Raw genomic sequence first — 22,677 nt, 5'->3', positions numbered from 1 at the left:
TCGGACCTGCCCGGCCAATCGCCCCCAACCAGGGACACGTCTCCCGTACCGACGATCGATTCCCTGGACGCAGGAAAGGGCCCTCGCTCACGGCCGATCGACCTTCTCCGCGGTGGATGCGCTTCCCGATGCCCGGCCCGATGCCCGGCCCGATGCCCGGCCCGATGCCTGGCCCGATGCCTGGCCCGATGCCTGGCCGATGCTCGGTTCCGTGACCGGGGCCGAAGGGCTGATCGGCACGGCTGGGTTCTCCGGGATGGGGTTCAAGAGGCTCTCGCCAGGCTCGCCCTAGGCATCCCGCAGACCGTCGACGTCTCCGCCTTCGCCCCCGACCGCTTCGCCCAGGGAGAGCCGATCTCACCCCCGTACGGGTACACCGCCGACCGGACCCAGCTCCCTGCGGACGGGCAGCAACCGGGCCAGCAGGGCCGTGGCCAGCCCGGCGATCAGCGCGGCCTCCAGCATGCGCTCCAGGATGAGCATGTGGATCATCCACGGCAGCGCCGCCCTCATGGGGAGCACCACCAACTCCAGCACGAGGGCGTACAGCACCGCGGCGGCCAGCCCTGTCACCATGCCCTTCGCGACCGGCGACGTCCCGGACAACCCGGCCACGCCGGCCGCGAGGGCGGCGCCGAAAGCGGCTCCGGCCGCGATGAAGCCCGACAGGGTGGTGCCAGGGCTCTGGAAGACGTAGCCGTTGACCGTGCCCGACACCAACGCCGTGATCACCGCCGCGGCGGCTCCGCAGCCCAGAGCCAGGGCGATGCGGCCATTGCGGCGGGGCATCGGCGGCCGGCGTTCGCCGAGGGTGGCCAGACGTACCGCCATCGGGGCCAGCATGAGCAGGACGATGGCGATCAGCAGCAGGACGCCCGGCGACAGCCGGGTGTCCAGCACGATCTGCGCGCTGATCAGGACGTGTGCCAGCGGGTCGGAGACGGCCGGATATTTCTGGACATGGGCGATGATGATGTCGGTCTGGATGCCGTAGAACGTCCGCGCGCTCAGCGTCACCACCGCCGCGATCAGCAACAGCAGCGCCAGCGCCGACCACAGGCCCTGCACCCGCGGCGCCCACACTCTCGCCACCCACCGCACCCAGACCCCCAGCAGCAGGCCCGCCACCGCCAGCACCACCAGCCCGGCGAGCTGCACCGACACGGGGAACGGGGCCAGCGCGTGGTCCGTCATCCTGCTCGGGGCCAGAACCCAGCCACCCGCCAGCCCCACGGCCAGGCCCAGCGGCACGTGCACGGCGTCGCTCTCCGCCCCCACGGCCCGCAACGCCCGCAACCCCAGCGCGACGGCCAGCAGCAGGGCGAACACCTCCGCCGGCCACGGCAAGGTGTTGGTGCGTCCCTGCGCGGTCAGCGACGTGGCAGGATCCATGGTCAGGGAGAAGCAGCCGCCCAGGGCCAGCGGAAAGACGAAGCCCTGGCGTACCAGCGGCGCCTGATCGTCCAGTGCGGCCCGGCGTACGGCGAGATGCGGGTGGGTGCGCACCCGCAGCGACACCGGCCACCGGCGCGGAGCCGGCGCCTCCTCGAACAGGCGGCGCAGCGGCGTCGCGTCCTCCTGCCACGACAACACGCGGGCGTCGGCCATCAGCTCACGCGACTGCAGCACCACCGAGCGGGTCAGCCACGACAGCACCGCCAGTCCGGCGATCTGGGCGGCGAACAACCACGACAGCACCACGTTCGAGCCGAACGGCATCTGCTCGGACCGCAGGAACGGCGCATGCTCCGACAGCACCCCGATCACGGCGGCGAGCAGGCCCGGCACGAGGATCACCGCGGCGTACGACCGCCACATCGCCAGCGTCACCGCCGTGATGTCCAGATCCCTGTTGCGCACGTGCGCCAGCTCGTGCAGTACCACCGCACGGAACAGCGGCCGATCGCGCTCGAACAACATCAAGGTGCCCCGGCTGATCACGACATACCTGTGCCCGGCCCGGCCGAACGCCAGCCCGGCCACCGCGGGGTTGAGCACGTCGAGCAGGAAGACGACCCGGCGGCCGCCGAGCACCTCCTCGGACATCCGCCGCAACTCATCGTGGACCTCGCCGACGACCGGACGCAGCCGCCGGCGGCGGATCCGCCAGGCCGGGCCGAACCAGTACTGCAGCCCTGTGAGCAGGATGAGTGTCGCGAAACAGAGCAACGTGCCCGGTCGGAGATCCTGGTCAGCCGCACGGCTCATCACCTCGCACGCGGGATCGTCCCGGCCCTTCAACGCCGCCAGCAGGCACGCCTCCCTGACCTTTGCCGCGACCTCCGGCCCATGCGTCGACAGCAGGTCGAACACCCCTGGCCGGTAGATCGCGGTCGTCGCGAACGCCAGACTGATCAGCAGGACGAACGCGGACGCGGTGGCCGACGGGATGCGGCCGTTCATGACGGCTTGCGGGCGAGCTCACTCACCACCGCATCGGCCAGTGCGTCGGCCTGTGCCTCCGACATGCCCATCCGGCGCGCCTTCCGGTACGCGACCTTCCGGATCTCCGCCAGCCGGGCCGGAGACAACGGCGGCGGGCCCTCGGGCAGCTCCCTCGGACGACGGCGCAACCGGCCGATCAGCCGGCCGGTCCACGAGCCGACGTCCTTGCCCACATCCATGAGCACCGTGGTCACGACGCCGGAGACGATCGCCGTCACCAGCATCTCGTCCACCCCTGGCAGCCCGAACCCGAGCGGCTCCCGATGAGGCCTCGACCTGTTCCTGCCGCCGAGCGCGTCCCAGGTCTGATCGAACAGGGGCGATTCGGAGGGAGCGATTCTCATCACGACTCGACGGCTGAGATCCTTGGCGAACACATCGGACACCTGGGCCTCCAACGCGGGAATTCTGGTCCCTGAAATATAGGCAGCCCCGAGGTCCGCTGTCTGGTGAATCATTACGCGCTGGACCAGCTCGCACTCTTCGCCGCTTTTACCGCATAGCGCACCCCGGGGCTTGCGGCAAGACCCGGGGCATGCTGCCTCATCGCGCGGGCACGAATGGTCGTGCTCTCGCTGGGGCCTGGTGAAGGGACGAAAAACTACGTCCGGGTATGCCCCCCGGGCCGAAAGAAATCGGCTGGTCCCCTGGCTCCCCCGAGTCGACCAGCCGAGGAAACAAGCGCCGCTGTGGACCTCGGGCTCGCTGCCCGGGTCGGTGCGCGATCTGAAGGCCGTTCGCATCCGGGGCATCCTGCGCCGTCTGGCCGCCGCCGGGCTGGTCACGCTCGCCGACAAGGGTTACGTCGGCGCGGGTGAGCATGTGCGTGTGCCGGTACAACGGGAAGAACAAGCCCGCCTCGCAGAAGGGCGCGAACTCCGCCCACGCCAAGCTGCGCGGCCCCGGCGAGCGCGCCAATGCGCGACTGAAGACCTGGCGTATCCTCCGCGAGCTCCGCTGCTGCCCACTTCGCGCAGGCCGTCAAGGCGATTCTCGTACTACAGCTTCTCGAGACCGCTGAAACGGGCATCACGACGCCGGTAAGGGCGCGACCGGAGCACGAATGTGAATACGCACTTTCCCGTCCCGTCATCGCGGTGAAAGGCCGTGACAACGTGCGACCTCAACCGGGAATGGCGGCTGCTGGAAGTAGGGATTCGTCAGCCGCGTACAGGCCCGGTATATCCACGCGATGCCCGATGGGCTTCACCGGGTACGGCGGCTCCGGGTCGTCGGGTCAAGCTCATCGCAGGCGTGACCGGTACACCTGCCTGGCCCGCTCGTACACGGCGAGGTGGTCGGCGTGCTGCTCCTTGCTCTCGAACCGGCCGAACTCCGCGATCAGCTCCTCCAGCCGGTCGAGCCACGCCAGGCACCAGCGCACGTCCGACTCCCGGGCCACATGGTCGCCCGCCACGTCCAGGTAGACGGGGCTGGTGTGCGCGTAGGCGCCGCACCGGGCCTGCGAGCGTGGGTGCGGACCGCCGCTCGCGACGGCCACCACGTAGGTCGGCTCGCCCACCGCCAGCGTCGTCGTCAGCCGGCCGGGCGGTCCTTCGGCGACGACGCCGTCGGCGGTGCGGATCTCCAGCCGCTCCACCTCGGGCCCGATGGACACCACCTCGATCTCCACCCGGGTTCCCGGCGCCAGGTCCAGCGTGTCGCCAGGCTCGTGGCCGTTCACGGTGAGCCCGAGCCACGGCCCGGTGGTGGCGAACGTGCGGCCGAGCAGTACCGCCTCCATGTACGACTCCGCGGTGAGCGGCCCGTCCACGTGCGCGTACACCCGGGCCCAGCCTGGAGGGCCGGATGCGGTGCCGCGCCGGCAGAAGGACAGCACGGCGTCGGTCCCGGCCGTGACCGCGAGCCGATTGCCGGCCCCGACCAGGTGGCGGTAGACCACCGCCGTCCCCTGGATCGACGAGTGGTTGAGCACGTCGAGCGTGTCGACCAGTCCGAGAGCGGCGTCGGCGACGATCTCCCTGGCGGAGCAGTCACGCCCGCGGTCGAGGACCGCCTCGGGCGGGTCGTCGTCGGAGACCGGCTGGTGGAACGGATGGCCGTAGCCCGTCATCGCGCCCAAGGCGCGAAGTTCCTCCAGCGCCGTCGCGTTCGGCGGCCAGTCGGCCTCGCCCGCGAAGCCCGAGTGGTAGCGCTCGGGCAGGCCGCGCGGCCCGAACGCGCTGAAGTGGCCCACCAGGTCGTTGCGGTACTCGACGCCGAGCCGGGCGATGTGCTCGCTGTCGGACCACGGCAGGTCGCGGCCCACCCAGTGGGCCAGCGCCTCCAGGTCGTAGACCCGCCGACCCGCCACGTTGCCCGCGACCAGCCCGAGCACGTGCAGGCCCTCGCCGTGCTGCGCCGCCGCCGCCAGCCGGGGAGCGGCGGGCTCCTCTCCCATCCAGTTGAGGTGGACGTGCAGGTCGCCGCCGTACCAGCCGTGGGCCGCCGCGTCGTAGAGCCGCTCGGGTGTCAGCTCCACCAGCGTCTCCTCTCCCGCGGCAGGCGTGAGCGACACACCCGACTCGGTGTACTCCATGCCGCGCGTGACGCGCACCCTGACCGGCTCGGCCGGCACCTCCACCACCAGGTCGTCGCCGTGGAAGTACGGCCGCAGGTGCGCGTCCACCTTGTGCGGCGCACCCTCGGGATACCAGCCCTGCCCGTCCACGCCGGTGATGCTCCACCGGCACGGCAGGCCGGCGCGCAGCCGTAGCCTGGCCGCAGGCGCCCGCCTGGCTATCGGCGCGAGGTCCACCGCCTGGCCGCCGACCCGTACCTCGCGTGCGGCCTCGACCACCTTGGCGCCGCGCGGGGCCACCTCGTGGGCGACGCCGTCCACGACGACCGTGACCGGCTCCTCCCGGCTGGAGTCGAGCAGGAGGGCCGTCCGGAACGGCGCGTCGCCGAGCACGACCCTCGTGCGGGCCTCCAGGGTGACACCTTCAGGTGTGAGGCGCAGCGCCGGCAGGTGGCCGAGCACGTCGCCCCCGAGCCCGTCGCGCACGGCCCTGTCCGCGTCCACCTCGCCGAGCCGGTCCTCCAGCTCGCCGGGGGAGGCGCCGGGGTGCCGCTCGGCGAGCTGCCGCAGGGCGGCGGTCACGTAGTTGTAGCGCCGGTCGAGGAAAACGGTGGCGCGGGCCTGGACGACGTACCCCAAGGGTGCCTCACCCCAGGTGAGGCCGTGCCTGTCGCGCAGGTCGCGGTAGTCGGCGACCGCGCGGGCCACCGGCTCGGGAAGCATCGGATCGTCACACATGCGTCACTCCTGGTCGACGGAGCATCTCGATCTTCATCAGGTGCCGGATGGTCGAGGCCGGGCAGCGTGGCCCTTGCCGCTCGGGTTCTGGTTCATGATCGTCATGTGGATGCGTTGCACCCGGCTCAGCGGCCCGTGATCGCGACCCGGCGTCGCCAGGTTCTCATGAGGGGGAGGGCGGCGATAGTGCCCGCCACTCCGTACATCGCGATCGCGGCCGACGGTCCGGCGAGATCGGCAAGCGGGCCGCTGAGCGGCACGCCCAGCTCCTGTACCGCGGTGAGCACGGAGGTCGCCACGCTGACCGCCTGGCCGCGCCGCTCGGCCGGGGCGATGCGGACGAACGCTGCGCGGGGGCCGGGGTGGCGGGGGCTGCCTGCCCTGTCCGGAGGGTGGGTGGCCGGTAGGGTGGGCGCATGATCGTGCGGGCGGTGGCACGCGATGCGGGACAGATCCTGACGGTGCAGCGGGCGGCCTACGTCACCGAGGCCCAGCTGTACGGTGACCCGTTCATCCCCCCGCTGGTCGAGTCGGTGGAGCAGGTGCGCGCCGCGATCGAGTCGGCCGTGGTGCTCAAGGCGACCGACGGCGAGCGGATCGTCGGCGCGGTCAGGGGCCGGCTGGCCGGCACCGCCTGCCGGGTCGGGCGGCTGGTGGTCGCGCCGGACGCGCAGGGCCGCGGCGTCGGCACCGCCCTGCTGGAGGCCCTGCATGATGCGGTGCCGGAGGCGGCGGCGTTCGACCTGTTCACCGGTCACCTGTCGGAGGGCAACCTGCGCCTGTACCGTCGCCTGGGCTACAGGGAGACACACCGGGAGCGGATGGACGATCACCTCACGCTGGTGCACATGCGGCGAGACTGATCTGCGGGGCCCGCGCGGCGGATAGGCTCTGCCTGTGCTGAAAGTGGGTCTGACCGGCGGCATCGGGTCGGGTAAGAGCGAGGTCTCCAAGCGGCTGGCGCAGCGCGGCGCCGTGGTCATCGACGCCGACAAGATCGCGCGTGAGGTGGTCGAGCCCGGCACGCAGGGGCTGGCCAGGGTGGTGGCCGCGTTCGGCGAGGAGATCCTGCGCCCGGACGGCTCGCTCGACAGGGAACGGCTGGGCTCGATCGTGTTCGCCGATCCCGACAAGCTGGCCACGCTGAACGGGATCGTCCATCCCCTGGTGGGTGAGCGCGTCGCGCGGCTGCAGCAGGACGCGCCCGACGACGCCGTGGTGGTCTACGACGTGCCGCTGCTGGTGGAGAACAAGCTGGCCCCCATGTACGAGGTGGTGATCGTGGTCGACGCCGCCGACGAGGTCCGGCTCGAGCGGCTGACCCGGGTGAGGGGCATGTCCGAGCAGGACGCGAGGGCGCGGATCGCCGCCCAGGCCGGCAGGGAGGAACGGCTGGCGGTCGCCGACGTCGTGATCCCGAACGAGGGCTCGCTGGACGACCTGGACGCCCGGGTCGCCGAGGTGTGGCGGCGGCTCACGGGTTGACCGTCGCGACGTGGTCGCGGTAGGGGTCGAGGTGGTCGAGCGCGATGCGGGTGACCTCCAGCAGGTCGGCCGGGGCCAGGTCCACGGCCACCCCGAGGGCGGCGAACAGCTGGTGGGCCTCCTCGACGGTGGGTGTGTCGCCGAGCGGGGTGGCGCGCTCCAGCGGGAGCCGCCGGGCCTGGCTGAGGCTGTTCTCCAGCTCGGTGGCCCACAGGTTGTAGTGGGGGCTGCCGCGCGGGATGGACACGGCGGGGAAGGCGGGGCCGCGCTGGGTGATGATGAGGCGGCTCCACGACAGGTCCCAGCGGAACAGCGAGAGGGTCTGGGAGACCCGGACCTCGATGTCGAGTAACTGCCGGTTGCGCTGGCGGTACCAGCAGGCGGCCAGGATGGTGGCGTACAGCTCCTGGCGGGTGCCCAGGTCGGTCCAGGTCTTCTCCTCGGTGCCGGCCGGGGCGAGGTCCCGGTGGAGGCGGGTGTAGGCGGCGCACAGGTCGAGGTCGGCCGGGTCGAGGATCTCCAGGCGGAAGGTCAGCTTCCTGCGCTGGCGCTGGGCGTGCTCGACGCACTCGGGCAGGGTGACGGCGCGGGTGAAGGTGCCGGTGCTGCCCTTGAACAGCCAGCGGTCGGTCTCGGCGCGGGCGGCGGTCAGCTCCCTGCTGATGGCGGGCCCGGTCAGCGTGATGACCGACTGCCCGCTGGTGAGCAGCGACCACATGCCGTCGGTCGTGGTGGCCACCTTGGCCAGTTGGTCGGCGACGCGGCGCTGGCGGTGGCGGTCCCTGATCCACACGAAGGCGAGAGCCGCCAGCACCGGCAGGATGACGCCGTCGGCCTTGCCGTCCTCGATGACGTTGAGGAGGTCGAGGCCGCCGACCACCATGGCGACCACGAAAACCACGATGATGTCGAGGTTGCCCGCGATGTCGCGCAGCCGCGCGGAGATTCCCATAGGACGCCATCTACCACGATCAGAATTCGGCGTCCAGGGCGACCGACCGGACGGCGGGCAGGTGCGGATCCAGCTCGCCCAGCTCGAATCTGGCCGTCCCGATCACGTGCCAGAACTGCCCGGCCACCTCGCCCTGGAACTTGTAGCGCCCGTCGGGCGCCAGCGCCGCCCAGCCCTCGGGCAGGCCGAGGAGCGTGGCCTGCCGTACGCCGTCGCGCCAGAGGATGACCACCCCGTCGTCGCCGGCGCTGGCCAGCAGCCCGTCGGGGGAGAAGGCGACGGTCAGCACCCGGCGCGTGTGGCCGGTCAGCGTGTGCAGCAGCCGTCCGGTGGCGACCTCCCACACCCGCACGGCCAGGTCGTCGCCGCCGGTGGCCAGCAGGTCGCCCCCGGCGGAGAAGTCGGCGCTCCACAGCCGGCCCGCGTGCCCGCTGAGCGTGTGCAGCAGCCGGGGATTCCACGGTTTGCCCGGGCGCAGCTCCCAGATCATCGCCCTGCCGTCGTTGGAGGCGCTGGCCAGCAGGCGGCCCGTGGGGTCGAAGGAGACGGAGTAGACGCGGTCGGTGTGCCCTTCCAGGGTCGCCACCCTGCCGCCCGACTCGACGTGCCAGACGCGGACCAGCCGGTCGTCGCAGCCGGTGGCGACGAAGACCCCGTCGGGGCTGAAGCCGATCGAGCGCACCCTGCCCTTGTGGTCGGCCAGGTCGCTGACCAGGCGGGCGGTCGGCCGGTACCAGATGCGGACGCTGTCGTCGTCGTTGGCGGTGGCGATGTGCCAGCCGTCGGGGCTGAACGCCTCGGCCCACACGTGGTCGGTCTCGACGTTCAGCTCGCGCTCGTGGTCGCCGGTGACCGCGTTCCAGAAGTGGACGCCGCCGTCGTTGCTGGCGGTGGCGAGGACGGGCCCTGCGGGGGAGAAGACGGCGGAGATCAGGCGGTCGGCGGCGCCGGTGAACTCCCGCAGGCGGCGGCACGTGCGCGGCTCCCAGATCCGTACCGCGCCGTCGTTGCCGCTGGTGGCCAGCATCGAGCCGTCGGCGCTGAAGGAGACGGAGGAGATGCGGCGGCCGTGGCCGCGCAGGATGCGGGTGCACTGGCCGGTCACGGGATCCCACAGACGGGTGGTGCCGTCGTTGCTGCTGGTGGCCAGTTGCGCCCCGTCGGGGCGGAAGGAGAAGGGCCACACCGAGCTGCGGTGCCCCGACAGCTCGGTCCTGCGCGGCCCGCCGATCTCCTGCACGCGGACGGTGCCGTCGGAGTCTCCGGTGGCCAGTAGCTCGCCGGTGGGGGAGAAGGTCACCTGGTAGACGGCGGCCCGGTGGGTGGTGTGCAGGCCGCGTGAGTGGCCGGAGCGCGGCTCCCACAGCAGGACGGCGCCCTCGGTGTCGCCGGTGGCCAGCAGGTCGGCGTCAGGTGAGAAGGCGACGCAGTAGACCCGCCCCTGGTGCCCGGACAGCGTGTGCAGGAGCTCGCCGTTCCGCCACACCCGCACCGTGCCGTCCTCGTGGCCGGTGGCCAGCAGGTCGGCGCCGGCGGCGGCGCGGTAGACCGCGCCCTGCCCGGAGAACAGCGTGCGCACGTGCCGGCCTGAGCGGGGGTCCCACACCCGGACGGTGCCCGCGGAGTCGCCCGTGACCAGCCCGGAAGGGGTGAACGCGGCGGTGAAGATGGGCGCGGTGTGGCCGCTCAGCCGGTGCAGGAGCGCGCCGGTCGAGGTGGACCAGATCCGCACGACGCCGTCCCCGCCGCCGGCGACGATCAGGTCGCCCGCGGGGCTGAAGCGCACCGGCCACACCCCGTCCGCGTGGCCGCGCAGCGTGTGCAGCGGCCGGCCGGTGAGCGGGTCCCACAGCACCACCGTTCCGTCGCTGGCACCGGTGGCGAGCAGGTCGTCGCTGAAGGCCACCGCGTAGACGCGCCCGCTGTGGCCCTGCAGCGTGCGGACCGGCAGCCCGCCGGTGGACAGCAGCACGCCGCCGTCCTCGTTGCCGACCGCCAGCAGCGCGCCCGAGGGGCTGTAGGCGATCGGCTCGGGCAGGCGGCTGGTCTGGAAGTGGTACCCGTACGGCACGCCGATCGCCGCGGGCGCCAGCTCCACCTCGACCGGGTCGCCCGGCACGACGGCCGCCCCGCGCAGCGGCGGCAGCGTCCCCTTGGTGTTGATGAGCGCGGCGCGGTGCCAGCGGCTGCCCTCGACGGAGACGTCGCTCAGGTCGGTGCCGAACAGCCGGGCTCCTGACAGGTCGGCCCCCCGCAGGTCCGCGCCGGACAGGACGGCGCCGTCGAGCCGGGCCCCCTGCAGGACCGCGTCGCGCAGGGTCGCCCTGGACAGGTCGGTGCCGGCCAGCGTCGCCCCGTCCAGCCGCGCGCCGGTGAGGTCGACCTCGCGCAGGTCGCGCCCGGACAGGTCCTCGCCCTGCAGGTTCGCGCCGCGCAGGTCGGCCTTGGCGGGGGTGCGCAGCCGCGCCAGGATCTTGACCGCGTTGGCCCTGACCACGTCGTCGGTGCCGGGGTCGGACAGCACCGTGGCCACCCAGTTCTGGGTGGCCCTGATGTCGGCCAGGTCGCACAGGAACTCCACCATCAGCGCCGACAGCGGGCGCCTGGCCAGCAGCGACGAGTCGGGCAGTGAGGCGGCGACCTGCCGGGCGATCAGCCACTCCATCACCGAGGCGTGGATGAAGCCGAACATCCCCTCGTCGGTGCGCACCATCAGGCTGCCCGTGCCGACCGCGTGGGCCGCCTGCACGCCGGTCAGCTGCCCGTCGGCCAGGTCGGTGAGCGTCTCGGCGATCTCGGTCAGCTCCGCCAGGCCGAGGAAGGACTCGCCGGTGTCCCACAGCCGCAGCGCCAGCGCCGTGACCGCCCGCCACAGCTCCCCGGCGGTCAGCGGCGCGGGAGCGCCCGGCACGCTGGTGCGCCGCTCCTCGAAGGCGAGCCAGGAGGTGAGGATCTCCTCGTACAGCAGGGCCGGACTGATCGTGTGGCGCGCGGTGGCGACCGTGCGCAGCCGCTCGGCGTCGAGATCGGCGATGAAGCTCAGCATCCTGGGGTTGCGCCCGAGGTCGAGCAGGTCCTTGATGCCTTCGAGCAGCGACAGGCGGGCCTGCGCCTCGTCGCTGTCGGTGAAGCGGTTGGCGAGGTAGGCGCGGATCTGCCCGTGCGTGAAGTCCTCGACGCTGATGACGCGCCGCTGCGGCAGGACCCCGACCATCTCGCCCAGCGTGGTCAGCACCTGCCCGTGGGACTTGAAGTGCTGGGTACGGCTGGCCACGACGATCTTCGCCTTGTCCTCGGCCGCGGCCAGCAGCGTCGTCAGGTGGTCGGCCGCCCGGTCGTAGGTGACGCGGGTGACCAGCTCGTCGAACCCGTCGAACAGCAGCACGATCCGGCCCTGCCGGAGCAGGTAGTGGAAGGCCTTGAGGTCGATGAGCTCCTCGCCGTGGTTGGCCAGGTGCGCGGCCACCAGCCCGTCGACGGAGTGCGCCTTGTCCAGGGCGCGCAGCTCGATGAGGATCGGCGTCAGGTGCGGCAGCTCGGTGGGGATGCGCCTGGCCAGCTCCCGCAGGGCGAACGTCTTGCCGTGGCCGAAGTCGCCGAGCAGCAGCAGGAACCTGCCGTGGTCGGCCGACAGCAGCCGCATCAGCTCGTCGGTGAGCCCGTCCTTGGTCTCGGGCGTGGGGCGGTCGAGCTCGCGGTAGCGCTGGGGCACGTACAGCTCGGGCGGGTAGCGGCGGTCGGCGCGCAACCTCATGGACTGCTCGGCGACGTACTCCGACAGGTCGAGCAGGCCCTGGAACTCGGTGAAGCTGCGCACCCGCACGCCCCTGCGCATCAGGTCCTCGCGCAGCACCCTGGGGGGCGGCGGGCCCTGGTAGACGAGTTCGAGGGCGAGGGTGGTGGCGTGCGCCTGCCGGACGAGGGCCTCGGTGTGCTCGGCGGACAGCTCGCCCACGTGGGCGGCGATCATCGACTGGCGGACGAAGCCGTCCTCCGGGTAGGTCATCACCAGATGGGTGTCGAACCTGCGGATCTTGACGCGCTCGTGCCTGGCCTCGCACACCTCGGCGATGCGGTCGAGCAGCAGCTGCGCGGGGCTCGGCTGGCGCTCGACGACCTCCGGGGTCTTGGCGGGGCCCGGCGCGGCCTCGCCGGTGAACGTCGACCGGGCCGCCTTCCACCGGTACGGCGTGCGCTCCGGCTCCCCGTCGGGCCGCCAGAGCCGGATGCCGGTGGGGGTCAGCTCGACGACCTGGTGGCGCCTGGGCGCGCCGACCGTGCCCTCGGCGGTGGGGCCGGGCCCGTGGAAGAGCAGGTTCAGCCGGTGCCCGATCAGCCGCTCCATCGTGGTGATGTCGCGCAACCCGCTGGGCGCGTGGCCGATCGCGCCCAGGCGCATCCAGGAGCGCTCCTCGTACTCGCGCAGCCGTTCGGCGAACCAGGCCGCCTGCGCCTCGCCGACCAGGCCGTAGGCGTCCTTCTCCAGGTGGCTCATCGCCATGGTGGAGTTGAGCCCCGCCACGGCCAGCCGCAGCTCGGGCAGCTCGAACAGGGTCCACGGCTGCCCGCCGTCGAACACCGCCCCGTCGTGGTGCAGCTCGGCGAACATGCCCGCGTAGTGGCGCCACTTCGGCCAGTACGGCGGGTGCGGCCGTACGTCGTCGGCCTCGCAGGTGGCGAAGTAGGCCTTGGCGGCGGCCTTGGTGACGTCGCGCGGGCCCGGCACCACGACCAGGCGGCGCGGTTCGAGACCGAGCAGCACGCGCAGGCTGGTCAGGAACTGGGTGGCGTGACCGAACTGGGTGAGCGTGCCCGACTCGGTCAGGTCGCCGGTGACCAGCATCAGGTCCGGCTTGGGCATGCCCTTGTCCTGCATCCTGGTCAGGTCCGCCCAGATGCGGGCCTGCAGGTCCTCCGGCGTGAACGGCTCGCCGGGTTCGGGCAGCGCCCGCCCGAACCTGGTGCCGCCCAGGTGTAACACGCTGAGCGTGTCGCGGGTGCGCTGCTGTGCCGGGCCGAGCGGGAACGACGGGGCGGTCCGCGGGGTGCGCCTGGCCCGGTCGAGGCGCTCCCTGGAGGGCGCCTCGTGCGGGGGCTCCGGCTCCGGCTCGCGCTCAGGCTCGGCCGCGCCGTGCGGGAAGGCGGGCGGCAGGTGGGGCTTGGCCCGCCCGGCGACCGCCTCGGCGATGCGGTTGAGCAGCAGGCCGCGCGCCGTGGCCTGGTCGGTGACGCCCACCAGGTCGACCCAGGTGATGGTGGACAGCAGGCCCCCGAGCGGGACGTCCTCGAGGCGGACGGTGATCAGCTTGGCGGAGGGGTTGTCGGGCACGGCGCGCAGCGCGGCCTGCCACTCCATGCGGCCGTAGCGGGAGCCGAGGTAGTTGCGCGACAGCACGGCCACGACGACCTGCGCCTCGCTGACGCCTCTGTCCATGAAGTCGATGAAGTTCGTGCCGGGCACGAAGTCCCATGCCTGGATCATCGTCCGGTAGCCGGCCGCCTCGAGCTCCCAGGCGATCCACGTGGCCCAGGCCGTGTCGGCGGGGGAGTAGCTGACGAAGATGTCGGTGGGCCTGCCGTCACGCGCCATTGCGCCAGTATCCCCGCTACGGACGCGGTTGTGGAGGGTTACGGCACGCGACACGATCAGTTCGTCGACTCGGGTCCATGTGCGAAGATCGACCCGTGCTGAGCCGACTGGGCGTCCTGGACTGGATCAGGATCGGGCTGCTCGCCCTCGGGCTGGCGTTCGTGGCGACGGGGCTGCTCCCCCTCGAGAGGGCCGTCGAGGAGCTCGACGGCATCTGGCCGCTGATGATCTTCCTGGTCGGGGTCATCGTGCTGGCGGAGCTGACCAAGGAGGCCCGGGTCTTCGACGTCATCGCGGGCAGGATGGCGGTGCTGGCGCGGGGCAGCAACGTCGCCCTCTTCCTGCTGTGCGTGCTCTTCGCCTCGCTGGTGACGATCTTCCTCAACCTCGACACCACGGCGGTCCTGCTGACGCCCGTCATGCTGGCCCTGGCGCCACGCGCGGGCATCGCCGCGCTGCCGCTGGCGATGACGACGATCTGGCTGGCCAACACCGCCAGCCTGCTGCTGCCGGTCTCCAACCTCACCAACCTGCTGGGCATGGCCAGGATCAACCTGTCCACCAGGGAGTTCGCCGGGCACATGTGGGCGGCCCAGCTGGCGGCCATCGCGGTGACGATGGTGTTCCTGTGGGTGTTCTACTGGCGGGGCAACCGGCGCTACACCCCTCCCGTCCTGGAGCCGGTCGCCGACCGGGTGCTGTTCTGGGCCGCGTCCGTGGCGTGCGTGCTGTTCGTCGGCGCGCTGCTGCTGGAGGTGCCGGTCTCGGTGGCGGCACCGGTCGCGGCGGCCATCGTGGTGGTCGCCTTCTCGGTCAGGGACCGGGCCAAGCTCACCTGGGGCCTGGTCCCGTGGCAGCTGCTGATCTTCGTCACCGGGCTGTTCCTCGTCGTGCCGACACTGAGCGCGCACGGGCTCGGCACGGCCATGTCGTGGCTGCTGGGCGAGGCCCAGGACCCCTATCGCACCGCGTTCGTCGGCGCCGGCCTGGCCAACCTGATCAACAACCTGCCCGCGTACAAGGCGTTGGAGAGCGTCGTGGCCGACCCGCTCGCCCTGCTCATGGGCGTCAACGTGGGGCCCGTCGTCACCCCGTGGGCGTCGCTGGCCACGCTGCTGTGGTTCGAGTCGTGCGCCAGGCACGGGGTCAAGGTGCCCATGGGCCGCTTCCTGCTCACCGGCGCCGGGCTGGCGGTCGCCGGGATCCTGGCCGGCGTCGCCGCGCTGACGGCCTCCTCAGGCTGACCCGATCAGCTCCAGCAGCGCGGGGATCGCCCGCGGGTGCCCGGCGACGAAACTGCGGTCCTCGGGCGGCCCCTCCAGACTCCAGGGGAACGGGCCGCCGTCCAGCGCCCTGATCTCGATGCCGGCCTCGTGGGCCAGCAACGCCCCCGCGGGCAGGTCCACGGCCTCGGCGCAGTAGCCGACGAACCCGTCGATGTCGCCCCTGGCCAGCATCGCCCACGACAGCAGCGGCGCCCACAGCTGCAGCACCCGCCGGGCCCCCAGGTCCAGGCGCATCTTCAGCGGGTGCGCCGCGGCGCGCGAGACCCCGTGACCCTGCGTCCACGCCACCACGGGCCCGTGCCGCCAGGGCCGGTACGGCGGCGCCAGCCGTACCCCGGCAGGGCCGTAGGCTCCGCTCCCGCGGAGGGCCGACCAGGTGCGGTCGGCGACCGGCTCGTGCACCACGCCCACGACGGGCCGCCCGCGGTGGCACAGCGCCAGCCCGACGACGTAGGCGGGCAGGCCGATGGCCACGTTGTTGGTGCCGTCGAGCGGGTCGATGAGCCACGTCCACTCCCCGCCCGCCGCCCCCACCAGCCCCGACTCCTCGGCGATCACCGAGTGGGCGGGGAAGGCCGTCAGGATCCGTTCGAGCAGGAGCTTCTCCGAGGCCAGGTCGAGGTCGGTGACCACGTCGCCGTTGTCGCCCTTCGGCCGCACGGCGGGCGCGGGCCCGCCCTCGCGAAGGATCCTCCCGGCGGCTTCGGCGGCCTGCACCGCCACGTGCCGAGCGTGCTCGAGATCCACGGGATCCTCCCTAGATGAGGTGCTCGGCGATCAGCCTCGCCGCGCGGGCGGTCTCGGCGGCGTCGAGATGCTCGCGGATGGTGTGGTGGGCCGACGTGCCGAGCGGGCCGAGCGACAGGTCGTGGCTGCCCGGCCGGCCCCTGCCCAGGGCGATGGTGGCCGCCTCGCCGTCCTCGGGGATGACGCTGGCGTGGAAGCGGTCGGCCGGCAGCATGTAGGTCTCGCCCTCGCCGAACACCTCCACCAGGCTGGTGCGGTGCCGCACGGTCCGCTCGGTCGGCTCGATGCGGTCGCCGCCGGGGTCGCTGACCACCTTGAACACCCGGTGCGTGGCGTCGTCGGCGGCGTCCTCGACGATCACGTGGACGTTGCGCACCTGGCCGTACAGGACGTGGCTGACCAGGTCCCAGCTGTGGCAGTGGATCTGTGAGGTGGTGGCGTCGGCGTGCGGGAACGCCTTGGACCACAGGTGCAGGCACACGCCGTCGCCGCCGTCGCGCTCGAGCGGCAGGCAGACGAAACCCAGCGGATGCCGTACGGCGCGCAGGTCGCCCAGGCCGGCCAGCGCCTCCAGCGCCCACCGCCGGGCGCCGCCGCGCAGGATCTCCTCGTACACCGCCTGGTGGCTCATGACCCGTAGGGGTCCTTGGCCTGCAGGGCCTTCCTGGTGACGTCCACGACGTCGTGCTCGGTGTAGGCCTTGGGCAACGGTAGCTCGATCCGCCTGAACAGCTCCTCGACCTCCTCGACCGTGGGCTCGTCGCTGAGCGGCACCGCCTTGTAGCGCTCGACGGGGACCCGCCGGGCCTGCTCGAGACTGAGCCGCAGCTCCGAGTCGCAGTTCTCGTAGTAGAAGGTGCCGGCCAGGGCGCTCATCGCCCTGTTCGGGTCTTCGACGGTCATGACCAGCCGCGTGGCCGACAGGTCCCAGCGGAAGGTGGTCATCGTGCGGGACAGGCCGACGCCGATGTCGAGCAGCCCGTAGCGCTGGCGGTGCCAGAAGACGGCCAGGATCGTCGCGTAGGACTCCTTCCTGGCCCGGTCGGTCGACCATCGCTCGCCCGTGCCGTCGGGCAGGTCGGACAGCGAGCGCCGGTAGTGCGCGTAGGCCTCGCAGACGTTCTCGTCGGTGGGGTCGATGATCTCGATCGTGATCGTGAGATGCCGCCGCACCCGGCGCGCGGCCGCCACGCACTGCGGCAGCGTGACGGCCCGCAGGTAGGTGCCCGTGCCGCCCTTGAAGCTCCAGCGTGTGGTGTCCCTGCGGGCGGCGGCCAGCGCCTCGGCGATCTCCTGCCGGCTGCCGAGCACCCTGACCAGCTGCAACTCGTCGAGTGCCCGCCGGGTGCCGGCGACCAGCGACTCCAGGTGCTCCAGGCGCTGCAGCCGCTCGGGCAGCTGGGCGAGGGCGCCCGAGGTGATGGTGCGCTCGACGGGGGCCTGGCGTACCCGGTCCCTGAGCAGCGCGGTGGCGACGAGGGCCAGGATGACCAGCGTCGCGGAGCTGATGAGCTGGGTCTTGACGGTGTCGAGGATGACCGGGTCCGGCATGATGCCGAGCACGCCGACCACGACCGCGAGCGTCAGCGCGATGGCGCCGTCGGCGTTCTGCGCCGCCCAGGGCGCGGCCCGCTTGATCCCCGTGACGAGCCGCCTCATGGTGTGCCCCGCACCTCCTCATGACTCCCCACGCCATGGTAACGAGCGCGTCACGCGATCACCAGCGCACGGTAATACCAGGGGAGGAGGCGGACCCGACTTCCGGCCGATGTCACGACATATCGCCCACCCCTACGGTCGACGGACGGGGCTCACGGGGGTGGGATTTGTTCTTCGGCCGGTACGGCACGCGCGCGCTCAGCCTGTTCGTCGGCGGCGCGCTCATCGTGCTGGCGGCGTTGCCGGTGGCGGTCCGCCCGGACCGGTGCCTGTCCGGCCGGCCCCCGGAGGGGGAGCGCTACGTCCAGGTGGTGGCGCACCCCGACGACGACCTGCTGTTCATGAGCCCGGACCTGTTCGCCGCCGTGGTGGCGGGCTGGCCCACCATGACGGTGTTCCTCACCGCGGGGGAGGGGACGGCGGGCCTGGACGACGATCACGATCCGCACGAGTACGCCCGGCGACGGCAGGACGGCATCCGCGCCGCCTACGCGTGGCTGGCCGGGGTGCCCGACCGGTGGCACGGCCGTACGGAGCTGGCGGGCGGGGTGCCGGTCAGGACCGAGTGGCTGGTCGCCAGCCCGAGGGTGCGGCTGGTCTTCGCCGGGTTACCCGACGGCGGCGACCCGCGCGCCGACGGCGGGCCGGACGCGCTGTCGCGGCTGCTGTCCGGTGTGACGCGCTGCGTGCGGGCCTTCAGCCTGCCGGGCAGGTGCCTGTCGAAGGCGGACGTGGTCGGCATGCTGGCCGCGCTGCTGACCGGGTTCGGGCCGACCGAGCTGCGCACGCTCGACCCCGACCCGTCGGGAACGCCTGCCGACCACCACGACCACACCGCCTCGGCCAGGTTCGCCAGGGCCGCGGCGGCGGGAATGCGGGTGCGCGTGCGGTCCTACCGCGGGTATCCGATCACGTCGGCGCCGCCGAACCTGCGGGCGGGAGCCGCGTGGCTGAAACGGGTGGTCTTCCAGATCTACCGGCGCCACGACTACCGGACCCGCGGCGCGCCGCGCTACGGCGACTGGGTCGGCCGGATGTACACCGTCGCGCCGCCCGAGCGGTAGGCGGGGGCGGGAGTGAGGGGCCGGGCAGCCCCTCACTCCGTGCCGTACCCCACGGGCTAGAACCAGCCGCGGCGCCGGGCCATCTGCTCCAGGCCCGCCTGCAGCGCCTGCTCGGCCGCGCCGGGGTGGTCGCCGTAGCGGACGGTGAAACGGTTGTAGGTGTCGTGGCTGGAGGTCAGGAAGCCGCCACGCTTGTCGGCCTCCAGGATCACGTCCATCTGGGTCGGACCCGCGATGAACGTCAGCTCCAGCTCGTTGAAGTGGCCGCGCCACTGGCCGCCGGCGTAGTACTCGATCTCCTGGAAGAACGGCATCGTCGAGCCGTACAGCGTGCCGCGCTCCAGATCGGCCTTCTTGAAGCGGAAGCCCATCCGGTCGAGCGCGGCCAGCACGTGCTCCTGGGCCGGCAGCGGCGTGACGTACAGCGGGTCGAGGTCGCCCTTGTCCATCGCGCCGGCCAGGGACAGCTCGGTCTGCACGCCCAGGCGCATCCCGTGCAGCGGGTGGTTGCCGATCGCGCTGATCGGCGTCTCCCACGGCACCGGGATCTGGAACGGCTGCTGGTGGGCGGCCCCCCCGGCCAGGTGGAACGGCCCGGCCACCTGCTGGCGCAGGAAGCTGTAGGTGGTCTTGAACTCGTGGTCGCCGCTCTCGACCTCGACGACGGCGGTCAGGTCGATGGTGATCCCGTCGACCTTGTAGTCCGAGCTGCCGCTCTTGAAGTTGACCACGCCGCGCAGGGCCTCACCCGGCCGGACAGTGGTGTTGTGCAGAACCGTGTCGACCTCGACGCCTGCCCCGAAGGCGGCCTTCAGCTTGCGGAACACCATGAGCGTTCTCCTTGAGGTTTTTACTGGCCAACGGGCGGGTTGGCCGGGCCGTTCCCCGCGATCCTGGGCAGCAGCTGGGCCAGGAGCAGGGTGGACAGCGCCGAATCGCCCTGCCCGCTCGCCGTACGGACGACGAGCGGCTGCGGGGCGTTCTCGGCCAGCTTGGCCCCCACGTCGAGCCGGCGGCGAGCCAGCTCGTACTGCAGGACCGCGCGGTTGTCACGGTAGGAGTCGGCGAGCCTGCGCAGTGCCTTGGCCTCGTTCTCGGCGGCGGTGAGCTCGGCCCTGCCGCGCGCCTCGATCTCCCATCGCACCCGCTGGGCCTCGGTCTCCTGCTCCTCCAGCATACGGGCGACGTCCTTGCGGGCGGTGTTGTGCGCGGCCTTGACCTCGACGACGCGGGCGTCGCGGGTCTTCTTCGACCGCTCGATCTCCATCAGCAAGGTGTCGATGCGGCGCTTGCGCGTCAGCTCCCACTCCCGCTCGTAGGCCGACAGCTCCTTGGCGACCTTCTCCCGGGTGGCCAGGTGCTGCTGGTACTGGTCGGGCAGCTGCACGTCCGGGATGTTGGCGCCGGTGACGCGCACGCCGTAGCGGCCGAGCTGCCTGTTGAGCGCCTCCTGCATGTCGCCCACGTCGGAGCCGCGCAGGTCGTAGGCGCGCTCGGTGTTGACCCTGCGGCTGCGCTGCCTGATGGCGTCCTGGACGGCGCTCGACAGCACCAGGTCGAAGTTGCCCGCGCCGATCGTGCGGACGAAGGCCACCGGGTCGACGATGCGGAACTTCAGGAAGAACTCGATCGACTTCAGCGGCACGTTCTCGGCCGTCGGGCAGGCGGAGATGGGCGCCGAGTAGGGGATCTCGGTGGAGGTGTCGACGACGGCGTCCACCTTGTCCCAGGGCAGCCACAGGTAGTGGCGACCGGGGGGAAGCACCCCGGTGATCGCGCCCCACCTGCTGCGCACGCCCGTGGTGCCCTCCTCGATCTCGATGATGGCGCCCCGCCACACCGAGATCAGGGCGATCAGCAGGACGGCGATGGCGGCCAGGACCGCCAGCAGCTCGCCGGTGAAGACGGCCATCAGCGCGAAGTACAGGGCGAGGAACACCAGGGTCATCCACGCGAAGCCGCGCCTGTCCTTGGGGATGACCACGGGGACGAGCTGGCCCTGCTCACCGCCGCGCAGCAGCTGGCGGATCTCGGACCAGGCGGCCAGCGACTCCTTGATCTTCGAGAACTCGCGGCTCATCGGGCGTCATCCTCCTCGTTGCCCTGGGGCTGCCGGGCGGGCCAGACAGGGGTACCGAGCGGGCGCGGCTCGGGCGGCGGCGCGGGCCGGCCCCCGCCTGACGGGCCGGGGGCGGGCGCGCCGGGAACCGAGCCGGGTGCGGACACGTCGGGGAAGCCCGGCGTGGACGGGCCGGGGACGGCCGAGCCGGGGGCGGGCGGCGGGGGCACGGGCCGCTCGTAGGAGGGCAGCGCGCTGGGCGCCGAGGGAGGCGCCGGGTTGGGCAGGCGCATCGGGCGCTCGATCGTCGTCTCGGCGTCGACGTCCGCCCAGTCGGGGCCGCCGGCCGCCGCGCGGGGGGAGCCGGCCGCGCCGTCACCGGGGGCGGCGCTACCGAAGGCGCCGCTGCCGGCGGCACCGGGGGCGGCAGTGGCCGCGGCGGGACGCGCCGGCTCGGCGGGTGCCTGCGCGATGGCGGTGATCACGGCGTCGGGGACGGCCGCGGGCTCGGGATCGGCGGCGGTCGCCACCTCGTCGGCGGCGCGCTTGAGCAGTGCGGTGACCTCGTCCTCGCGCTGCTCGACCCGCTGCGCGATCTCGGCCAGCCTGGCCCTGATGGCCGCCATGTCCTCGGGCGAGAACAGCGCCGCCCCCTTGCCGCCGACCAGTTGCTGGGCCAGCGCGAGGAAATCGATGTCGGTCTGCTCGCCCACCTGCACCACCTGCGGCAGGCGCGCGGCCACCGACTCCAGCTTGTCCAGCAGGTCCTGCTGGAAGCGGTAGTCGAGGATCTCGGGCGCCTCGGCCGCCGACAGCGCCCTGATGTCCAGCGCCTGGGCCTCCAGCAGCGCCGCGTTGGCGTTGGCCGTCGACTCGGCCTCGACGAGCCGCTGCCTGGCCTGCGCCTTGGCCTGGTGCGAGGCCCGCTCCAGCGCGGTGTCCATGCGCGCCTGGTAGGAGGCGATCTCGGCCTGGATGGCGCTCAGCGTCTCCTGCAGGCCGGCCAGCTCCTTGACCAGGTCGCCCTCGTTCTGCTCCTTGCGCAGCTGCAGCTCGTACTCGTAGGTGTAGGCCTCCTTGGCCACCCGCACCATCTCGGGGGCCGCCAGGTCCATCCGGTACTCCTGGCTGGACGGCTCGGCGTGGGTGATGTTCACGTCCGTCAGCCGTACGGCGGGCAGGAACTGCTGGTTGAGGCTGTCGAGCATGCCGAGCGTGCTCTCGCCCACCAGGTCGTAGATCTCCTCGGCGCGCTGCGCGTAGATGAGCGAGCGGGTGACCTCGCTGATGGCGTTCTGCAGCTTGGACTGGAAGCCGCTGACCGAGCCGAGCACGAAGATGAACTCCGCCGGGTTCTCGATCCTGAACTGCAGGAACAGGTCGACGCTCGCCTTGACGCCCTGCTGGGTCGGCGCCTCCCTGATGGGCGCGTTGAACGGGTACTCGCGAGTGGTGTTGACGATGTAGCTGACCCGCTTCCACGGGTTGAACAGCGTCACCCGGCCGGGATCGGCGATGTGCACCAGCTTGCCGAACTTGGTGATCAGCGCCTTGCAGCCCTCGGGCACCATGACCACGCTGCGCCGCCACCACAGGAACGCGGCGGCCAGCACCAGCACCACCCAGTAGTGCACGCCGAACAGCACGTCGACACCGGGCACCACGTTGCCGAGGGCGCCGACGAGCCCCAGCACGACCAGGATGGCCAGCGGGATGAGCACCTTGGCGGTGCTGCCCTTGGGGATCACGACGGGGGAGATGACGTGCAGGGGCTCGCCGTTCGGGCCGCGTTCGGTGAAGCTGCGGCTGACGATCTCACCGGCCTCGCCCAGCGTCGCCGACCGCGCCTCGATGATCGTGCCGACGGACGCGCCGCCGTCACGGGCGGCCAGGAAGTCGCGGGGGTTCAGCTGGAAGCCCGGTGCCTGCCCTGCCAGCTGCCCGACCTGGCCCACGGCCTGTTCGACGGCCTGGCCCATCGCCTGCCGTACGTCTCCGCCCTGGGCCACGGCCTGAGCTATGCCCTGACCGGCTTGGATCAGGGCTTCTCGTGGTCGAGACATCGCACCTCTCTTGTCGAACCGGGGGGAATCCGTACCGTATCGGGCAAGCCTTGATGATCGCTTGCAAA

17 protein-coding genes are annotated in these 22,677 nt (G+C 72.2%); 5 read left to right on the top strand and 12 right to left on the bottom strand.

Features of this window, described 5'->3' with window-relative positions; all coding sequences use genetic code 11:
- Positions 1 to 357: 357 nt before the first annotated feature.
- Positions 358 to 2,403, bottom strand: a complete 2,046-nt coding sequence (locus tag ACWENQ_RS20485; RefSeq protein ID WP_452415649.1) for a M48 family metalloprotease — start codon at positions 2,401 to 2,403, stop codon at positions 358 to 360.
- Positions 2,400 to 2,831 (bottom strand): hypothetical protein, encoded by a 432-nt coding sequence (locus ACWENQ_RS20480; RefSeq protein ID WP_452415647.1) that lies wholly within the window; start codon positions 2,829 to 2,831, stop codon positions 2,400 to 2,402. Before ACWENQ_RS20480 ends, ACWENQ_RS20485 begins: the two co-directional genes overlap by 4 nt.
- 199 nt (positions 2,832 to 3,030) lie before the next feature.
- Here ACWENQ_RS20480 and ACWENQ_RS20475 point away from each other — a divergent pair, with 199 nt between their 5' ends.
- Positions 3,031 to 3,489 carry a transposase family protein gene (locus tag ACWENQ_RS20475; RefSeq protein ID WP_452415645.1) on the top strand — a complete coding sequence of 153 codons (459 nt, stop codon included), beginning with the start codon at positions 3,031 to 3,033 and terminating at the stop codon, positions 3,487 to 3,489.
- 199 nt (positions 3,490 to 3,688) lie between these two features.
- Here ACWENQ_RS20475 and ACWENQ_RS20470 read toward each other — a convergent pair whose 3' ends face one another.
- Both ACWENQ_RS20470 and ACWENQ_RS20465 read right to left on the bottom strand, forming a co-directional pair.
- Positions 3,689 to 5,704, bottom strand: coding sequence for a CehA/McbA family metallohydrolase (locus tag ACWENQ_RS20470; RefSeq protein WP_452415644.1), 2,016 nt, complete (start codon positions 5,702 to 5,704; stop codon positions 3,689 to 3,691).
- Positions 5,705 to 5,829: 125 nt separating this feature from the next.
- On the bottom strand, positions 5,830 to 6,003 hold the full coding sequence (locus tag ACWENQ_RS20465) for a hypothetical protein (RefSeq protein WP_452415642.1): 174 nt from the start codon (positions 6,001 to 6,003) through the stop codon (positions 5,830 to 5,832).
- Positions 6,004 to 6,120: 117 nt separating this feature from the next.
- Here ACWENQ_RS20465 and ACWENQ_RS20460 point away from each other — a divergent pair, with 117 nt between their 5' ends.
- Positions 6,121 to 6,567, top strand: a complete 447-nt coding sequence (locus ACWENQ_RS20460; RefSeq protein ID WP_452415640.1) for a GNAT family N-acetyltransferase — start codon at positions 6,121 to 6,123, stop codon at positions 6,565 to 6,567.
- A 34-nt stretch (positions 6,568 to 6,601) separates the two neighbouring features.
- On the top strand, positions 6,602 to 7,189 hold the full coding sequence (gene coaE, locus ACWENQ_RS20455) for a dephospho-CoA kinase (RefSeq protein ID WP_449920855.1): 588 nt from the start codon (positions 6,602 to 6,604) through the stop codon (positions 7,187 to 7,189).
- On the opposite strand, the gene ACWENQ_RS20450 is transcribed toward coaE, so the two are convergent.
- The gene (locus ACWENQ_RS20450) at positions 7,179 to 8,141 is read right to left on the bottom strand and encodes a hypothetical protein (protein ID WP_354910555.1); all 963 of its coding nucleotides are present in this window, start codon (positions 8,139 to 8,141) and stop codon (positions 7,179 to 7,181) included. The genes coaE and ACWENQ_RS20450 overlap by 11 nt on opposite strands.
- Before the next feature lie 19 nt (positions 8,142 to 8,160).
- A complete protein-coding gene (locus ACWENQ_RS20445; RefSeq protein WP_452415639.1) occupies positions 8,161 to 13,731 on the bottom strand; it encodes a TIR domain-containing protein in 5,571 nt (1,856 codons plus the stop codon).
- A 95-nt stretch (positions 13,732 to 13,826) separates the two neighbouring features.
- Here ACWENQ_RS20445 and ACWENQ_RS20440 point away from each other — a divergent pair, with 95 nt between their 5' ends.
- Complete coding sequence (locus ACWENQ_RS20440; protein WP_449920847.1) at positions 13,827 to 14,975, top strand: SLC13 family permease; 1,149 nt, start codon at positions 13,827 to 13,829, stop codon at positions 14,973 to 14,975.
- Here the strand turns inward: ACWENQ_RS20440 and ACWENQ_RS20435 are convergent.
- Genes ACWENQ_RS20435 through ACWENQ_RS20425 form a run of 3 tightly spaced genes read right to left on the bottom strand, consistent with a single transcriptional unit; the run spans position 14,967 to position 17,423 of the window.
- On the bottom strand, positions 14,967 to 15,764 hold the full coding sequence (locus ACWENQ_RS20435) for an inositol monophosphatase family protein (protein WP_449920846.1): 798 nt from the start codon (positions 15,762 to 15,764) through the stop codon (positions 14,967 to 14,969). The genes ACWENQ_RS20440 and ACWENQ_RS20435 overlap by 9 nt on opposite strands.
- 10 nt (positions 15,765 to 15,774) lie before the next feature.
- Entirely contained in the window at positions 15,775 to 16,395 is a 621-nt protein-coding gene (locus ACWENQ_RS20430) for a hypothetical protein (protein WP_452415637.1), read from the bottom strand.
- Positions 16,392 to 17,423: a hypothetical protein gene (locus ACWENQ_RS20425; protein ID WP_449920842.1), complete on the bottom strand. Its 1,032-nt coding sequence runs from the start codon at positions 17,421 to 17,423 to the stop codon at positions 16,392 to 16,394. Before ACWENQ_RS20425 ends, ACWENQ_RS20430 begins: the two co-directional genes overlap by 4 nt.
- 167 nt (positions 17,424 to 17,590) lie before the next feature.
- Between ACWENQ_RS20425 and ACWENQ_RS20420 the strand changes: the two genes are divergently transcribed.
- On the top strand, positions 17,591 to 18,487 hold the full coding sequence (locus ACWENQ_RS20420) for a PIG-L family deacetylase (RefSeq protein WP_452415636.1): 897 nt from the start codon (positions 17,591 to 17,593) through the stop codon (positions 18,485 to 18,487).
- 56 nt (positions 18,488 to 18,543) lie between these two features.
- On the opposite strand, the gene ACWENQ_RS20415 is transcribed toward ACWENQ_RS20420, so the two are convergent.
- The 3 genes from ACWENQ_RS20415 to ACWENQ_RS20405 are packed head-to-tail and all read right to left on the bottom strand — an operon-like array spanning position 18,544 to position 22,609.
- Positions 18,544 to 19,317 (bottom strand): sporulation protein, encoded by a 774-nt coding sequence (locus ACWENQ_RS20415; RefSeq protein WP_449920837.1) that lies wholly within the window; start codon positions 19,315 to 19,317, stop codon positions 18,544 to 18,546.
- Between the two features lie 20 nt (positions 19,318 to 19,337).
- A complete protein-coding gene (locus tag ACWENQ_RS20410) occupies positions 19,338 to 20,567 on the bottom strand; it encodes an SPFH domain-containing protein (RefSeq protein WP_449920835.1) in 1,230 nt (409 codons plus the stop codon).
- Entirely contained in the window at positions 20,564 to 22,609 is a 2,046-nt protein-coding gene (locus tag ACWENQ_RS20405) for an SPFH domain-containing protein (protein ID WP_452415635.1), read from the bottom strand. The genes ACWENQ_RS20410 and ACWENQ_RS20405 overlap by 4 nt, the downstream gene beginning before the upstream one ends.
- Positions 22,610 to 22,677: the final 68 nt, after the last annotated feature.

The sequence above is a fragment of the Nonomuraea sp. NPDC004354 genome (genome assembly GCF_053602555.1).
The sequence above is the reverse complement of the archived record's forward strand: the minus strand, read 5'-3'. Positions and strand labels throughout refer to the sequence as shown.

Bases quoted from the DNA above. Each gene is read 5' to 3' on its own strand.
- ACWENQ_RS20485 (WP_452415649.1), bottom strand. From the start codon at position 2,403: ATGAACGGCCGCATCCCGTCGGCCACCGCGTCCGCGTTCGTCCTGCTG.
- ACWENQ_RS20470 (WP_452415644.1), bottom strand. From the start codon at position 5,704: ATGTGTGACGATCCGATGCTTCCCGAGCCGGTGGCCCGCGCGGTCGCC.
- ACWENQ_RS20460 (WP_452415640.1), top strand. From the start codon at position 6,121: ATGATCGTGCGGGCGGTGGCACGCGATGCGGGACAGATCCTGACGGTG.
- ACWENQ_RS20450 (WP_354910555.1), bottom strand. From the start codon at position 8,141: ATGGGAATCTCCGCGCGGCTGCGCGACATCGCGGGCAACCTCGACATC.
- ACWENQ_RS20445 (WP_452415639.1), bottom strand. From the start codon at position 13,731: ATGGCGCGTGACGGCAGGCCCACCGACATCTTCGTCAGCTACTCCCCC.
- ACWENQ_RS20430 (WP_452415637.1), bottom strand. From the start codon at position 16,395: ATGAGCCACCAGGCGGTGTACGAGGAGATCCTGCGCGGCGGCGCCCGG.
- ACWENQ_RS20425 (WP_449920842.1), bottom strand. From the start codon at position 17,423: ATGAGGCGGCTCGTCACGGGGATCAAGCGGGCCGCGCCCTGGGCGGCG.
- ACWENQ_RS20415 (WP_449920837.1), bottom strand. From the start codon at position 19,317: ATGGTGTTCCGCAAGCTGAAGGCCGCCTTCGGGGCAGGCGTCGAGGTC.
- ACWENQ_RS20410 (WP_449920835.1), bottom strand. From the start codon at position 20,567: ATGAGCCGCGAGTTCTCGAAGATCAAGGAGTCGCTGGCCGCCTGGTCC.
- ACWENQ_RS20405 (WP_452415635.1), bottom strand. From the start codon at position 22,609: ATGTCTCGACCACGAGAAGCCCTGATCCAAGCCGGTCAGGGCATAGCT.